Source organism: Streptomyces sp. NBC_00539, from assembly GCF_036346105.1.
In the GTDB taxonomy this organism is placed as follows: Bacteria; Actinomycetota; Actinomycetes; order Streptomycetales; family Streptomycetaceae; genus Streptomyces.
The window spans coordinates 5,045,392-5,059,934 of record NZ_CP107811.1; the positions used below are offsets into that span (position 1 = coordinate 5,045,392).

The following is a 14,543-nucleotide window of genomic DNA, read 5'->3' on the forward strand; positions in this document are numbered from 1 at the left end:
CGCCGTGGTGTCCAGGGGGCAGGCCGCGGGGCGGCGGACGGAGTCGGACGGCGACGCGAAGGCGTCGAGGCGCCCCGACGCAGAGAGATCAGACCACCGCGCCGCGGCCCGGGTCGTCGGGCTCGTCGTCATCGTGGGCCATGCGGGCCACCAGGGTGGCGAAGCCGCCGAGGAAGCCGCCGATGCCGAGGGTGGTCAGCCACCAGGTCATCTCCCACTGCAGCAGCACCGCCAGCAGCAGCAGGACCGGGCCGCCCACCACCGCCAGCCAGGCGAACTTCGCCGTGGTGTCGGCCGGCGGGAGTTCCGGTTCCGGCGGGACGAAGTGGCCCCCCTCCCCGTCGTCGTCGCCGTCCTCCGGCTCCGCCGGGGTGTGGTCGCGGGGGCCCGGGGGCGGGGACAGGGTCACGCCCGGGGCGAAGACCACCGAGCCGCCCAAGGGCTCCTCCGGCTTCGGCTCGGGCTCCCGCTCCGGCTGGACGTCCTCCTCGGGCAGCATCAGGTTCTCGATGGGCCGGAACGGTCTGGATCCCGGCGGGTCCGGCGGTTCCTGCCCGTACCCGGCGACGATCGCCGCCCACGCCGCCTCCTCGTCCAACGGGGGCACGCCCCCGGACGACTCCTCGTGCTCAGCCACCGCTGGCCGCCCCCTCCCTGCCGACGCTCTTCGCGAGCCGCCCGACGAACGCATAGCTGTCCGCGAAGATCCGCTCCGCGTCATGGTCCAACGTCGCGACGTGGTAGCTCTGTTCCAGCAGGGTCTCCGTCACGTCCGTGGACGAGATGCGGGAGAGGATCCGCGCCGAGTCCACGGGCGGTACGACATGGTCCTGCGGGCTGTGCAGCAGCAGCACCGGCTGGGTCACCTGCGGCAGTTCGGTGTCGACCAGCCGGAAGAACCGGCGCAGCGAGTGCGCGGCCCGCGTCGGCACCCGGTCGTATCCGACCTCCACCGACCCCGGCTTGGCGATGTCGCTCGCGATACCGGGCGTCGAGCGCAGGAAGTGCTGCGCCACCGGCAGGGCGAAGGCCAGCGGGTCGTGCACCTTGTTGGCGGGGTTGACCAGCACCAGCCCGCTGATCGACTCCCCGTGCTTCGCCGCCAGCCGCAGGCTCAGCGCCCCGCCCATCGACAGCCCGAACACGAACACCTGCTCGCACCGGTCCAGCAGCTCCCGCAGCGCGCGGTCGACCTCGGCGTACCAGTCCTGCCAGCCCGTGAGCTGCATGTCCTGCCACCGCGTCCCGTGCCCGGGCAGCAGCGGCAGCGAGACCGTCAGCCCCCGCTCGGCCAGGTACTCGGCCCAGGGGCGGAGCGACTGAGGGGAACCGGTGAAGCCGTGGCAGAGAAGCACGCCGACCGGCCCGCCCTCGTGGCGGAACGGCTCTGCTCCAAGGAGGACGGGCACCAGGGACTCCTTTGAAAGGGCGGGGGTACGAGGGGTACGTAGCGCTGTGTGACTTCACCGTACGCGACCGCGGTGACACCGACCAGGGTCGTCGGGCCGCTCCTGCGGCGGGCAGGGGTTAAGGTCTGTTCGACAGACACAGGAAGGCTTTCGAGTTGATCTACGGCGCAATGAAGTTCTCCATCGGCGGTTCACTGAAGCTTGCTTTCAGGCCGTGGGTGGAGGGCCTCGAAAACATCCCCGCGGAGGGGCCGGCGATCCTCGCGAGCAACCACCTTTCCTTCTCCGACTCCTTCTTCCTGCCGGCCGTTCTGGACCGGAAGGTGACCTTCATCGCGAAGGCGGAGTACTTCACCTCACCCGGGGTCAAGGGCAAGCTGACGGCCGCCTTCTTCAAGGGCGTCGGCCAGCTCCCGGTGGACCGTTCCGGCGCGCGCGGGGCCGGCGAGGCCGCCATCAAGAGCGGCATCGAGGTCATCGAGCGCGGAGAGCTGTTCGGCATCTACCCCGAGGGCACGCGTTCGCCCGACGGCCGCCTCTACCGCGGCAAGCCCGGCGGACTGGCCCGGGTCGCGCTCGCCACGGGTGCCCCGGTGATCCCGGTGGCGATGATCGACACCGAGAAGATCCAGCCGCCCGGCAAGGTGGTGCCCAAGCTGATGCGCCCGGGCATCCGGATCGGCAAGCCGCTCGATTTCAGCCGCTACCGCGGCATGGAGAGCGACCGCTTCATCCTCCGCTCGGTGACCGACGAGGTCATGTACGAGATCATGAAGCTCTCCGGCCAGGAATACGTGGACATCTACGCGACGGCCGCGAAGCGGCAGATCGCCGACGCGGAGAAGGCCGCCAAGGCGGTCAAGGAGTAGGAACGGGCGGGGGCCCCGGCGCCCGCCCGCGCGGGGGTGGTGGGGGAGATGGCGAAACGCGAGCGCGTCGTGCGCATGTCGGTCGAGCAGCCGCTGTGGCGCGCCCTGACGGTCTACCGGCTGCTCACCATGGTCTACGCGGTGCTGCTGTTCGTCTCCGCGTACGCGCAGTTCCCGCGGCCGGCGGTCGCGGTGGGTTACCTCGCCGTGCTCGCCGTCTGGACCCTGGCCACCTACCGCAACGTCGCGAGCGCCGCCCGCTGCACCAAGCGGTTCCTCGGCGCCGACCTCACCGTCGCGCTCGCCGGCATCCTGCTCACCCCGCTCGCCGACACCCACGAGCGGATCGCGGCCGGCGGCCCCACCCTCCCCAGCATCTGGACGGCCGGTTCGGTCCTCGCCTTCGCCCTCAAGGGCGGCTGGCGCTGGGCCGGTTGCGCCTCCACGCCCGTCGCCGTCGCCAACATCGTCATCCACGGCGGCGACCCGACCCGCGACACCCTGCACAACGTACTGCTGGTCTGGGTCGCCTCCCTGGCCATCGGCTACGTGGTCGAGGTGGCCCGCGCCAGCGAGGCCACCCTCGCCCGCGCCCTGGAGATCGAGGCCGCGACCCGCGAGCGCGAGCGCCTCGCCCGCGACATCCACGACGGGGTCCTCCAGGTCCTGGCCATGGTCCAGCGGCGCGGCACCGAACTCGGCGGCGAGGCGGCCGAACTCGGCAGGATGGCCGGCGAGCAGGAGGTGGCGCTGCGCACCCTGGTCTCCAGCGGGCTCGTACCCGCTTCCCGGATCTCCCGGGACCAGTCGCTGGGCGCGCTCGTGGACGCGTACGAGGTCGAGGAGCCGGGCGCCGACGAGGGGGAGCTGGACCTGCGGACCCTGCTCGCCCCGCACGCCGGGTCCCGGGTGAGCTTCGCCGAACCGGGCGGCCCCGTGCCGCTGCCCGCGCCCGCCGCCCGCGAGCTGGCGGCGGCCGTCGGCGCCGCCCTCGACAACGTGCGCAGACACGCGGGGGAGGGTGCCCGGGCCTGGATCCTGGTCGAGGACTGGGGTGACGAGGTGATCGTCACCGTTCGCGACGACGGCCCCGGCATCCCGGCCGGCCGGCTCGACCAGGCCGAGGGCGAGGGCCGGATGGGCGTGGCGCTGTCGATCCGCGGCCGGCTGCGGGACCTCGGCGGCACCGCCGAGCTGGTGTCCGTCCCCGGACAGGGCACCGAAGTGGAACTGAAAGTACCGAGGGGGAGGACCCAGTGACCGAGCCGAACGAGATCAAGGTGATGGTCGTCGACGACCATCCGATGTGGCGCGACGCGGTCGCCCGCGACCTGGCCGCCGCCGGCTTCGACGTCGTCGCCACCGCCGGGGACGGCCCCGAGGCGGTCCGCCGGGCCGTGCCCGCCGCCCCGCACGTCCTGGTCCTCGACCTCAATCTGCCGGGCATGCCGGGGGTGCAGGTCTGCAAGGAGCTGGTCGGCGCCAACCCGGCGCTGCGGGTCCTCGTCCTGTCCGCCAGCGGTGAGCACGCCGACGTCCTGGAGGCCGTCAAGTCGGGTGCGACCGGCTACCTGTTGAAGTCGGCAGGCGCGCAGGAGCTGATCGAGGCGGTCCACCGCACCGCGGCCGGCGACCCGGTCTTCACCCCGGGCCTCGCGGGCCTGGTCCTCGGCGAGTACCGGCGCCTGGCCACCGACCCGGCACCGGCCGCCGCCGAGGGGCCGAAGGCCCCCCAGCTCACCGAGCGCGAGACCGAGGTGCTGCGGCTCGTGGCCAAGGGGTTGTCGTACAAGCAGATCGCGGAACGGCTGGTCATCTCGCACCGCACGGTGCAGAACCACGTCCAGAACACCCTGGGCAAGCTCCAGCTGCACAACAGGGTCGAGCTCGTCCGGTACGCCATAGAGCGCGGTCTGGACGACGCGTAAGGGCGGTCGTACGTCGTACTTACGTCCTCGTACGAGTGAACGGGCGTACGCAACGCCCCGTGATTCCACCGGAATTGACGCATCCGAGCCCCTCGCTGTGACCTGGGTCACCACTAGCGTGGCCGTCATGCGGGCCCCGCGCCCCCAGCGGGCCCTGTGGCGAAGGGAAATTCCATGAAGGTCGGAGTGCTGACGGGCGGCGGCGACTGCCCGGGGCTCAACGCGGTCATCCGGGGCGTCGTGCGCAAGGGCGTCCAGGAGTACGGCTACCGGTTCGTCGGGTTCAAGGACGGCTGGCGCGGGCCGGTCGAAGGGGACACCGTCCCGCTCGACATCGCCGCGGTACGCGGGATCCTGCCGCGGGGAGGGACCATCCTCGGCTCCTCGCGCACCAACCCGTTCAAGCAGGAGAACGGGGTCCGGCGGATCAAGGAGAACCTCGCCAAGTACGAGGTCGAGGCCCTCGTGGCGATCGGCGGCGAGGACACCCTGGGCGTGGCGGCGCGGCTGTTCGAGGAGTACGGCGTCCCGTGCGTCGGGGTGCCGAAGACCATCGACAACGACCTGTCGGCGACCGACTACACCTTCGGCTTCGACACCGCCGTCGGCATCGCCACCGAGGCCATCGACCGGTTGCACACCACGGCCGAGTCCCACATGCGGGTCCTGGTCGTCGAGGTGATGGGGCGCCACGCGGGCTGGATCGCCCTGCACTCGGGCCTGGCGGGCGGCGCCAACGTCATCCTCATCCCCGAGCAGCGCTTCGACATGGACAAGGTGTGCGCCTGGGTGACCTCCCGCTTCAAGTCGAGCTACGCGCCGATCGTGGTCGTCGCGGAGGGGGCCATGCCCAAGGACGGGGAGATGGTCCTCAAGGACGCCACGAAGGACTCCTTCGGGCACGTCCGGCTGTCGGGCGTCGGCGAGTGGCTGGCCAAGGAGATCGAGGCGCGGACCGGCAAGGAGGCCCGTACGACGGTGCTCGGCCACATCCAGCGCGGTGGCACGCCCAGCGCCTTCGACCGCTGGCTCGCCACCCGCTTCGGGCTGCACGCCATCGACGCGGTGCGCGACGGCGACTTCGGCAAGATGGTCGCCCTCAAGGGCACCGACATCATCCGGGTCCCCATCATCGAGGCCACCTCGAAGCTCAAGACGGTGGACCCGGCGCTGTACGAGGAGGCGGGGGTCTTCTTCGGCTGACGCGCCGCCGCGGCGCCCCGCACCCGCCGTTCGGGTCACGTTCACCCGCCGGCCGGTCGGGAACCGGTGGCCGGCCCCCGAGGGCGGTCCGCGGGGTCCCGGCCCACCGCCGGGCGGCGGTGGGCCGGGGCGGCGGGTGAGCCGGGCCCCCCGGCTCCGGCGGGGACTACGCCGGGGCGCCGGTGCGGACGGACGACAGGAGCCCGCCCAGCAGCTGCGCGCCGCGCAGGGTCAGGACCGACTCCGGGTGGAACTGGACCCCCGCGAAGCCCGACGCCGAGCGCAGGGCGTGGACCTCACCGCTCGCGGGGTCCCGGGCCACCTCGATCCCGCGCGCCGAGAGCCGCGCCGCGTCCTGGGCGGAGCACCGCGCGGTGTACGTGTTGTAGAACCCGACCACCTCCGGGGCCCCGAACAGGTCGATCCGTGTCTGCGCCCCCTGCGCCGGCTCCGCCTTGCGCACCAGCGGCAGCCCCAGCTCGGCGGCCAGCAGTTCGTGCCCCAGGCAGACCCCGAGCAGGCCGCCCCGGTGGCCGGCCAGGAGGTCCGCCGCCAGGGCGCGCAGCGCCCGCATCTTCGGGTCCCCGGGATCCGCCGGGTTCCCCGGGCCGGGGCCCAGGACGACGGGGCCCTCCCAGGCCAGGGCCGCCGCGCGCAGCCCCGGGTCGTCGAAGCGGCGTACCGTCACCTCCAGCCCGGTCACCCGCAGGACGTGGGCCAGCATCGCCGTGAAGGTGTCCTCCCCGTCGACCACCAGCGCGTGGCCCGAGCTCACCGGGGGCCGCTCCTGCATCCGCAGCCAGAACGGCGCCAGGTCCTCGCGCCGGGCGGCGAGGGCCGCCCGCACCCGGGGATCGGAGCCGAGTGCGGCCGCGGCAGGCTCCGGGCGGGGCGCCGCCGGACGGACCCCGAGGGCCGCCAGCACGCCCGCCGCCTTGGCGTGGGTCTCCGCCACCTCGGCCGCCGGGTCGGAGTGCCGCACCAGCGTCGCCCCGACGGGCACGCGCAGGGTCCCGTCCGGCGCGATGTCGGCGGTGCGGATCAGGATGGGGGAGTCCAGCGTCTGCGCCCCGGCGGCGTCCCGTCCCAGCAGCGCGAGGGCGCCCGCGTAGTAGCCGCGGCCGCCGCTCTCGTACCGTTCGATCACCCGGCAGGCGTTCTGCACGGGCGAGCCGGTCACCGTCGCCGCGAACATCGTCTCCCGCAGCACCTCCCGCACGTCCAGCGAGGAGCGCCCGCGCAGCTCGTACTCGGTGTGCGCGAGGTGCGCCATCTCCTTGAGCCGGGGCCCGACCACGACACCGCCCATGTCGCCGACCGTGCACATCATCTTGAGCTCCTCGTCGACCACCATCGACAGCTCCTCGGTCTCCTTGCGGTCGCCGAGGAACGCGAGGAGCGACCCGGCGGTCGGCCCCCCGGCCGGGTAGCGGTACGTCCCGCTGATCGGGTTCATCACGACCGTCCCGCCGGACATCCGGACGTGCACCTCCGGGCTGGCGCCGACCAGCGTGCGCTCCCCGGTGTGCACCACGTACGTCCAGTACGCGCCCCGCTCGCCCAGCAGCAGCCGCCGGAACAGGGCGAGGGCGTCGGCGCGCCCGAAGCCCTCGATCCGGCCCTCGTAGGTGCGCCGGATGACGAAGTTCGCGCCCTCGCCGCGCCCGATCTCGTCCCGGATCACCCGCTCCACGGTGTCGGCGTACTCCTCGTCGGGGACGTCGAAGCCGCCGCCCTCGACCCGCACCGGGTGGTCCGGCAGCGCGGCCAGTGCCTCGGCGAGCGGGACCTCGTAGGCCTCCTCGGCGGCCAGCACGCCGAGCGGGGTCCCGTCGTCGCGCACGTCGAACCCGCGCTCGCGGATCTGCCGGAACGGCACCAGGGCGAGGGTGGGCAGCTCCCGTACGGGCAGGTCGGCGAGGCGCTCGGACTCGTGGACCGGGCCGATCAGCACCTCGACGGTGTCGTGGTCGCGGCCGGGCGTCCGGCGGCGCAGCAGGGCGAACGGCGGGCAGGACTCGTCCAGCAGGCGGCTGAGGTCCGTGGTCATGGGGGTGGGCGTCCTTCCGGAGGGAGGGGCGCCCCGCGTCCGAAAACGCCGAAGGCCGCCCCTCGGGGCGGCCTTCGTGTCGCTCGTGTGGTTTACGTACGCGCGAGGAGTGGGCCGCCGGGAGCGGGCCACCACCAGTTCTGGTTCACGTGCGCGTACATGCCGCAGACCCTAGCCCACGCCCCGCCGGAGGCGCAGCCTCCGGACCGCGTCCCCCATATCCGGAGACACCCGTCTCACCAAATGGGCATCGGGCTGGACGTCGCGTGTGACGACGTAATGTGTACGAGGTGACCGTGAACGCTGAAACCCACGCCCCCGCCGCCAAAGCGGCCTGGCGAGACCTTCCCGCGGCGCAGCAGCCTTCGTACCCCGATGCCGAGGCACTGCGCGCTGTCGTCGCGGACCTCGAGTCGTATCCGCCGCTCGTCTTCGCGGGCGAATGCGACCAGCTGCGCGCCCGTCTGGGAGCCGTCGCCAAGGGCGAGGCGTTCCTGCTCCAGGGCGGCGACTGTGCCGAGGCCTTCGACGCCGTATCCGCCGACCACATCCGCGCCAAGCTCAAGACGCTGCTCCAGATGAGCGCCGTCCTCACGTACGCGGCCTCCGTGCCCGTGGTCAAGGTCGGCCGCATCGCCGGCCAGTACTCCAAGCCGCGCTCCAAGGACACCGAGACCCGCGACGGCATCACCCTGCCGACCTACCGCGGCGACTCCGTCAACGGCTTCGCCTTCACCGAAGAGGCCCGGATCCCGGACCCCGAGCGGCTCAAGCGCATGTACCACGCGTCCGCGTCGACGCTGAACCTGGTGCGCGCCTTCACCACCGGTGGTTACGCCGACCTGCGCCAGGTGCACGCCTGGAACCAGGACTTCGTGCGGAACTCCCCGTCCGGGCAGCGCTACGAGCAGCTCGCGCGGGAGATCGACAACGCGCTGAACTTCATGAAGGCGTGCGGCACCGACCCGGCCGAGTTCAAGGCGGTGGAGTTCTACGCCTCCCACGAGGCGCTGCTCCTGGACTACGAGGGTGCGCTGACCCGCACCGACTCGCGGACCGGCAAGCTGTACGACACCTCCGGCCACATGGTCTGGATCGGTGAGCGCACCCGCCAGCTGGACCACGCGCACATCGAGTTCTGCTCGCAGATCGCCAACCCGGTCGGCATCAAGCTCGGCCCGACCACCACCGTGGACGAGGCGCTGACGTACATCGACCGCCTGGACCCCCAGCGTGAGCCGGGCCGGCTGACCTTCGTCGTCCGCATGGGCGCCGACAAGGTCCGCGACAAGCTCCCCGAGCTGGTCGAGAAGGTCACGGCCTCGGGCGCGACCGTCGCCTGGGTCACCGACCCGATGCACGGCAACACCTTCGAGGCGGCCTCCGGCCACAAGACGCGCCGTTTCGACGACGTGCTCGACGAGGTCAAGGGCTTCTTCGAGGTCCACAAGGCGCTGGGCACCCACCCGGGCGGCATCCACGTCGAGCTCACCGGTGACGACGTCACCGAGTGCGTGGGCGGCGGCGACGAGATCTTCGTCGACGACCTGCACCAGCGCTACGAGACGGCCTGCGACCCGCGGCTCAACCGCAGCCAGTCCCTGGACCTGGCCTTCCTCGTCGCGGAGATGTACCGCGACCAGTGAGCGGCTCGCGCGGGCTCGTGCGAGGCTCGTGAGCGGGCCGTGAGTGGCTCGTGACGGTGGGGCGCGGATCGATGTGATCCGCGCCCCACTGTCGTATCCGGGTCTTTTAGGGGAGCCTCACCTTAGGTACGGTTAGGTAAGCCTCACCGAATAGGAGTGGCTGTCCGACCCAGTCCATTCCCGGGAGGTGAACCGCGTGTACGTCTGCTCGTGCTTCGGGATCACCGACAAGCAGGTCAAGGAACACGCGGAGGCCGGGGCCTGCACCCCCCGGCAGATCGCCTCGGCCACCAAGGCCGGAACCGACTGCGGCTCCTGCGTCCGCACCATCCAGGGCCTCCTCGGCCGTGGCGCGTGCCCGCGGCGCGAGCTGCTGGATACGGGCCGGACGGCTGCCGTCCTGGCTGCGGAGCCCGTGCCGGCCGCCGAGCCGGTGCTCGCCGACGCTGCCTGACGGCCCGGGACGGCCCGGGGCGGCCCGTGCGGGGCTCAGCTCTCCGGCTGCTCGATCTGCTGCGCGATGTACAGCGGCTCGCCGATGCTCTCGATGAGCTCCAGCTGCGTGTCGAGGTAGTCGATGTGGTGCTCCTCGTCCGCCAGGATCTCCTCGAAGAGGCGGGCGGAGGTGACGTCACCCTTGCCGCGCATGACCTCGATGCCGCGCCGCAGGCGGTCGATCGCCTCGACCTCGACCTGCCGGTCCGCCTGGAACATCTCCGTCAGGGTCTGGCCGACGCGCACGTGGAAGAGGCGCTGGTAATTGGGCAGCCCGTCGAGCATGAGGATGCGCTCGGTGATCTTGTCCGCGTGCTTCATCTCGTCGATGGACTCGGCACGGGTGTAGTGGGCGAGCTTCGTCCAGCCCTTGTTGTCCTGGATGCGGTAGTGCAGCCAGTACTGGTTGATGGCCGTGAGCTCACCGGTCAGCTGCTCGTTGAGAAACTCAAGGACCTCGGGGTCGCCCTGCATCGCGAAGGCTCCTTCCAAGCAATGTCAGCTTGTGACTGGGCAGTGCGCGCATCCTTCCACCGTCACCCAGGGCCGTCCAGTAAGTGCCTCCTTAGTCGGAGTTGCCGTGACTTGTCGGAATCGGCCGGGGCGGTCATGACCACCCCGCGACGTCTGTCACCATGGAGGCATGGGTCAGCCGGTGAGCCGGGAATTTCCGGGAGCAGAGCAGTTCGAGCTCCCTCCGGGGCAGCGGTTGCAGCGGGGCTGGCCGGTCACCCACTACGGGCCGGTACCCAAGTTCAAGCCCGAACGCTGGGAGTTCCGCGTCTTCGGGGCCACGGCCGACGGGGAAAAGCACTGCTGGAACCACGAGGAATTCACGGCCCTGCCGTTCGAATCGGTCGTGGCGGACCTGCACTGCGTGACGAAGTTCAGCATGCCGGGGGCCGAATGGGGCGGGGTGCTCGCGCGTACCGTCCTGGAACTGGCCCCGCCGGCGCCGCAGGTCACGCATGTGATGGTGTGGGCCGAGTACGGGTTCAGCTCGAACATGCGACTGGCTGATTTCGCCTCCGAGCGGACCGTCTTCGCCACCCATCAGGGTGGCGAACTCCTGACCGCCGAGCACGGTTTCCCGCTGCGGCTCGTGGTGCCGCACCTGTACGCCTGGAAGGGGCCCAAGTGGGTCCGGGGCGTGGAGTACATGACCGCCGACCGGCGGGGCTTCTGGGAGGAGCGGGGGTACCACAACATCGGCGACCCCTGGCGCGAGCAGCGCTACTCGTACCAGGAGGAGCCGGGCGACGGGCCCGACATATAGGCCCTGCCGCCCTGCCGTCCTGCCGCCCCGCCGTCCTCCGGGGCGGCCCGCTCAGTGGTGGTACTGGTGGACGACCGCGTGCCCCTTGCCGCGGCCGATCATCCACTTGTTGACCGGGGTGGTGATGACGAAGGCGAGCGCGAGGGAGAGCGCGAGCGCCGTCCAGAACAGCGCGTCCTGGAGCTGGGCGTCCATCGCGCCCGGCCACAGTGCGATCACACCGTTGTCGACCAGTTCCATCACGGCGATGGAGAGGGTGTCGGCGGCCAGCGCCACCCGGACGGCCGTACGCAGGTCCACGCCCGCGCCGAGGATCCCGCGCAGGGTGAGCGCGTAGCCGAAGAAGAACGCGAGGACGATGGCCGCGATCATCGTGGCCAGGTTGCCCCAGCCGAGCGCGGTGCCGATGATCATGCCGAGTACCTCGCCGATGGCGCAGCCGGTGAGGCAGTGGAGGGTGGCCTTGGCGGCCATGGCCCAGGTGACGGTGCCGTCGTGGTGGCTGGTGTGGCTTGCATGGCCGTTGTGGCCGTTGTGGCCGTCATGGCCGCCGTGGCTGTCGTGGTCGCTGTGGTGCTCGTGGCCGGCGTGTGCCTCGTGGTCGGCGTGCCCGTGATGCGAGTGGTTCATCGCAGCCCCCTGTGAACGTCGGATTACGGTCCTGCGGGTAGCAGAACCGTATACCCCCCAGGGGTATTCCCCAACGTCTTATGCGTGGGCGCCGCGGAGCTCCTTCAACAGTGCCACGTCCGCGGCGTGGCCCTCCTTGCCGCCCGGCGTCTCGATGATCAGCGGCACACCCTCCGTCGCGGGGTGCGAGAACAGCTCGCCGAACGCCTCCCGCCCGATGTGCCCCTGGCCGATGTTCGCGTGGCGGTCCTTGTGGGCGCCGACGCCTTCCTTGGAGTCGTTGGCGTGGATCAGCTTGAGCCGGCCCCCGCCCACCGTGTCCACCAGCAGGTCCAGCGTCTGCTTGACGCCGCCGGGCTCCGCGAGGTCGTGCCCGGCCGCGAAGATGTGGCAGGTGTCCAGGCAGATGCCGAGCTTCGGGTGGTGGTCGAGGGCCTCGAAGTACGGGCCGAAGTCCCAGGTGCGCGAGCACAGCGAGGAACCCTGCCCGGCCGTGGACTCCAGCAGCAGGAACGGGTCGTCGTCGTGCGTCAGCTCCTCCAGCAGCGGCAGCATGTACTGCCTGACCTGCGCGTACGCCACTTCGCGCGGACGCCCGCCGGTGGCCGAGCCAGTGTGCACGACCACCCCGAGCGCCCCGATCGCACGGGCGCGGCGCAGCGAGTGCCGCAGGGACTCCACCGACCTCTCGACGGTCGCCCCGGTGTGCGAGCCGAAGTTGATCAGGTACGGCGCGTGGACGTAGGCCGGAACGGACCCGTCCGCGCACTGGGCCCGGAACTGTTCGTCCTGCGCCGGATTGCCGGCCGGGGTGGCCCATCCGCGGGGGTTGGCCACGAAGACCTGGACGGCCTCGGCGCCCATCTCACGCGCGTAGGTCAGGCCGACCGAGGCCAGCCCGCCGGCCACGGGGACGTGCCCGCCCACCGGGTTGCGGCGCGCCACGCGCTGCTCGGCCCGCTCGTCGGCGCCCGCGTCGGCGCTCCCTTCGGTGTGCACTCACAGCCCCTTGGTGCGGATGATGATCGTGCTGCCTTCGGGGGCGCTCTGGCCGCCGGGCACCGACTGCGCGTCGACCGTGTTGCTGAAACCGAAGAACGGCCGCTCCACCTTCACCTTGAAGCCCTGCGCCTCCAGCGCCCTGCGGGCCACGTCGGCCTCCTGGCCCGTCACGTTCGGCACCGGCACCTGGCGGGGGCCCTTGGACACGGTGAGCGTCACCGTGTCACCCGCCGCGGCCTGGGTGCCGGCGGCGGCCGACTGGTTGGCGACCGTACCGGCGGGGGAGGGGGAGTTGACCTGTTCGGCCGCCGTCTCCACCTTGAGGCCGAGGTCCTGGAGGGCGACGCGCGCCTGGTCCACGGGCTGACCGGTCACGTTCGGCACCTGCACGGGGCGGCCCTTACTGACGACGATCGCCACCGCCGTGTCGGGGGCCCGCTTCTGCCCGCCCTCCGGGTCGGTGGTGATCACCGCGCCCTGGGGGACGTCCTGGCTGAACGCCTGGGTCACGATGCCGGGCGCGAGACCTGCCGACGTCAGCTCCGCCTTGGCGGCGTCCAGGGTCTTGCCCTTGAGCGCGGGCACGCTGACGATCTCGGGCCCGCGGGAGACGGTCAGCGTCACGGCGCCGTTGCCGCGGATGCGCTTGCCGCCCTGGGGGTCGGTGTTCATGACCGTGCCGCGGTCGAAGGCCTCGCTGAACTTCCGGTCCACCCCCTTCACCCCGAGACCCGCCGCCGACAGCTCGGAACGGGCCTGTTCCTCCGTCTTGCCCAGGAGGTTCGGCACCTTGGTGAACTGGCCCGAGTTGATGTACCAGACGCCCGCGCCGAGACCGAGGGCCAGCAGCACCGCGGCGATGACCAGGTACAGGCCGCGCGGCCGGGCCCGGCGGCGGGCCCGCGGCGCGGGCGGCGGCGGGGCCGCCAGGCGGGAGGTGTGCTGGACGGGCTGGTTACCCGTCCCGGAGACGGGCCGGGGGATCACGCTGGTGCGGTCCTCGCTCGCGCCCCGTTCGCCCGGGTGCGCCTGGGGCGGCACGGCGTCCAGCTCGTCCTCGCTCAACGCGGCGCGTGCCTCCAGCGTCAGGCCCAGCAGCGCGGCGGCGTCGGAGGGCCGCAGCTGCGGGTCGCGCGCGGTGGCGCGGGCGACGAGCGAGTCCAGGCAGGCGGGCAGCCCGGGGACGGCGGCCGACGGGGGCGGGACGTCCTCGTTGAGGTGCTGGTAGAGCACCTGGGCGGGACTGCCGCCGGTGTGGGGCTTGGAGCCGGTGAGCATCTCGTAGAAGACGACGCCGCAGGCGTAGACGTCCACGCGCGTGTCGGTGACGCCGTTCTCGATCTGCTCCGGGGCGAGGTAGGAGACGGTGCCGAGGACGGAGCCGGTGGTGCTGGTGACCGTGTCGACGCTGCGGACCAGGCCGAAGTCGGCGACCTTGACCCGGCCGTCGTCGCCGATCAGGACGTTCTCGGGCTTCATGTCGCGGTGGACGAACCCGGCCCGGTGCGCGGCGCCGAGCGCGGCGAGGACCGGTTCGAGGATGTCCAGGGCGGCCCGCGGCTGGAGGGCGCCGCGCTGGCGGAGCACGTCGCGCAGGGTGCAGCCGGAGACGTACTCCATGGCCAGGTACGTGTACGGGCCGTCCGTGCCCTGGTCGAAGACGGCGACGACATTGGGGTGGGCGAGGCGGGCCACGGACTTCGCCTCGCGGATGAACCGGTCGACGAAGGCGGCGTCCGCGGCGAGGGCCGGGTGCATCACCTTGAGCGCGAGGACGCGGTCGAGGCGGGTGTCGAGGGCGCGGTAGACCGTGGCCATGCCGCCGGCCGCGATGCGGGCGTCGATGCGGTAGCGGCCGTCGAGCGTCTGCCCGACGATGGGGTCGTCCAGGGTCGTGTCCACCCGGGGATTCTACGAGCCCCCGCCGTGCCGCCGGGCGGGGGCGTAGGGGTTGCAGCGCAGCTGTGACGTCCGCCGCCCGGCCGGGCCGGGAAACCCGGCCCCGCCGGCCCGCGCCTCGAACGCCGATCGGGGC

Annotated in this window: 14 protein-coding genes; 7 read left to right on the forward strand and 7 right to left on the reverse strand. The window is 72.1% G+C overall.

Annotation, left to right across the window (positions count from 1 at the left end; all coding sequences use genetic code 11):
- Nucleotides 1–88: 88 nt before the first annotated feature.
- Both OG861_RS22615 and OG861_RS22620 read right to left on the reverse strand, forming a co-directional pair.
- On the reverse strand, nt 89–691 hold the full coding sequence (locus tag OG861_RS22615) for a hypothetical protein (protein ID WP_443056489.1): 603 nt from the start codon (nt 689–691) through the stop codon (nt 89–91).
- Nucleotides 630–1,409, reverse strand: coding sequence for an alpha/beta hydrolase (locus OG861_RS22620; protein ID WP_329194609.1), 780 nt, complete (start codon nt 1,407–1,409; stop codon nt 630–632). The genes OG861_RS22615 and OG861_RS22620 overlap by 62 nt, the downstream gene beginning before the upstream one ends.
- 170 nt (nt 1,410–1,579) lie before the next feature.
- Between OG861_RS22620 and OG861_RS22625 the strand changes: the two genes are divergently transcribed.
- The 4 genes from OG861_RS22625 (at nt 1,580) to OG861_RS22640 (ending at nt 5,409) form a co-directional block, all read left to right on the forward strand.
- Nucleotides 1,580–2,278 carry a lysophospholipid acyltransferase family protein gene (locus OG861_RS22625; RefSeq protein ID WP_329202132.1) on the forward strand — a complete coding sequence of 233 codons (699 nt, stop codon included), beginning with the start codon at nt 1,580–1,582 and terminating at the stop codon, nt 2,276–2,278.
- Nucleotides 2,279–2,326: 48 nt separating this feature from the next.
- Nucleotides 2,327–3,538 carry a MacS family sensor histidine kinase gene (gene macS / locus OG861_RS22630; RefSeq protein ID WP_329194608.1) on the forward strand — a complete coding sequence of 404 codons (1,212 nt, stop codon included), beginning with the start codon at nt 2,327–2,329 and terminating at the stop codon, nt 3,536–3,538.
- 23 nt (nt 3,539–3,561) lie between these two features.
- Nucleotides 3,562–4,206: a response regulator transcription factor gene (locus OG861_RS22635; protein ID WP_329202129.1), complete on the forward strand. Its 645-nt coding sequence runs from the start codon at nt 3,562–3,564 to the stop codon at nt 4,204–4,206.
- A gap of 174 nt (nt 4,207–4,380) precedes the next feature.
- A complete protein-coding gene (locus tag OG861_RS22640; RefSeq protein ID WP_329194607.1) occupies nt 4,381–5,409 on the forward strand; it encodes a 6-phosphofructokinase in 1,029 nt (342 codons plus the stop codon).
- A 166-nt stretch (nt 5,410–5,575) separates the two neighbouring features.
- Here OG861_RS22640 and OG861_RS22645 read toward each other — a convergent pair whose 3' ends face one another.
- Nucleotides 5,576–7,459, reverse strand: coding sequence for an anthranilate synthase family protein (locus tag OG861_RS22645; protein WP_329194605.1), 1,884 nt, complete (start codon nt 7,457–7,459; stop codon nt 5,576–5,578).
- 281 nt (nt 7,460–7,740) lie between these two features.
- Between OG861_RS22645 and OG861_RS22650 the strand changes: the two genes are divergently transcribed.
- Both OG861_RS22650 and OG861_RS22655 read left to right on the forward strand, forming a co-directional pair.
- Complete coding sequence (locus OG861_RS22650; RefSeq protein ID WP_443056488.1) at nt 7,741–9,105, forward strand: class II 3-deoxy-7-phosphoheptulonate synthase; 1,365 nt, start codon at nt 7,741–7,743, stop codon at nt 9,103–9,105.
- A 187-nt stretch (nt 9,106–9,292) separates the two neighbouring features.
- Entirely contained in the window at nt 9,293–9,559 is a 267-nt protein-coding gene (locus OG861_RS22655) for a (2Fe-2S)-binding protein (protein ID WP_329194600.1), read from the forward strand.
- A gap of 35 nt (nt 9,560–9,594) precedes the next feature.
- On the opposite strand, the gene bfr is transcribed toward OG861_RS22655, so the two are convergent.
- The gene (bfr, locus tag OG861_RS22660) at nt 9,595–10,074 is read right to left on the reverse strand and encodes a bacterioferritin (protein WP_190182156.1); all 480 of its coding nucleotides are present in this window, start codon (nt 10,072–10,074) and stop codon (nt 9,595–9,597) included.
- 169 nt (nt 10,075–10,243) lie between these two features.
- On the opposite strand from bfr, the gene OG861_RS22665 reads away from it, so the two are divergent.
- A complete protein-coding gene (locus tag OG861_RS22665; protein WP_329194598.1) occupies nt 10,244–10,876 on the forward strand; it encodes a sulfite oxidase-like oxidoreductase in 633 nt (210 codons plus the stop codon).
- A 51-nt stretch (nt 10,877–10,927) separates the two neighbouring features.
- Here the strand turns inward: OG861_RS22665 and OG861_RS22670 are convergent, their stop codons facing one another.
- The 3 genes from OG861_RS22670 to pknB form a co-directional block, all read right to left on the reverse strand.
- On the reverse strand, nt 10,928–11,506 hold the full coding sequence (locus tag OG861_RS22670) for a DUF4396 domain-containing protein (RefSeq protein ID WP_329194596.1): 579 nt from the start codon (nt 11,504–11,506) through the stop codon (nt 10,928–10,930).
- Between the two features lie 78 nt (nt 11,507–11,584).
- The gene (locus OG861_RS22675) at nt 11,585–12,451 is read right to left on the reverse strand and encodes a deoxyribonuclease IV (RefSeq protein WP_329202127.1); all 867 of its coding nucleotides are present in this window, start codon (nt 12,449–12,451) and stop codon (nt 11,585–11,587) included.
- Between the two features lie 54 nt (nt 12,452–12,505).
- A complete protein-coding gene (gene pknB, locus OG861_RS22680) occupies nt 12,506–14,410 on the reverse strand; it encodes a Stk1 family PASTA domain-containing Ser/Thr kinase (protein ID WP_329194594.1) in 1,905 nt (634 codons plus the stop codon).
- Between the last annotated feature and the right edge of the window lie 133 nt (nt 14,411–14,543).

Excerpts from the sequence above, each read along its gene's own strand:
- OG861_RS22615 (WP_443056489.1), bottom strand. The coding sequence starts at position 691 with ATGCGTTCGTCGGGCGGCTCGCGAAGAGCGTCGGCAGGGAGGGGGCGG.
- OG861_RS22625 (WP_329202132.1), top strand. The coding sequence starts at position 1,580 with ATGAAGTTCTCCATCGGCGGTTCACTGAAGCTTGCTTTCAGGCCGTGG.
- macS (WP_329194608.1), top strand. The coding sequence starts at position 2,327 with ATGGCGAAACGCGAGCGCGTCGTGCGCATGTCGGTCGAGCAGCCGCTG.
- OG861_RS22635 (WP_329202129.1), top strand. The coding sequence starts at position 3,562 with ATGGTCGTCGACGACCATCCGATGTGGCGCGACGCGGTCGCCCGCGAC.
- OG861_RS22640 (WP_329194607.1), top strand. The coding sequence starts at position 4,381 with ATGAAGGTCGGAGTGCTGACGGGCGGCGGCGACTGCCCGGGGCTCAAC.
- OG861_RS22645 (WP_329194605.1), bottom strand. The coding sequence starts at position 7,459 with ATGACCACGGACCTCAGCCGCCTGCTGGACGAGTCCTGCCCGCCGTTC.
- bfr (WP_190182156.1), bottom strand. The coding sequence starts at position 10,074 with ATGCAGGGCGACCCCGAGGTCCTTGAGTTTCTCAACGAGCAGCTGACC.
- OG861_RS22665 (WP_329194598.1), top strand. The coding sequence starts at position 10,244 with ATGGGTCAGCCGGTGAGCCGGGAATTTCCGGGAGCAGAGCAGTTCGAG.
- OG861_RS22670 (WP_329194596.1), bottom strand. The coding sequence starts at position 11,506 with ATGAACCACTCGCATCACGGGCACGCCGACCACGAGGCACACGCCGGC.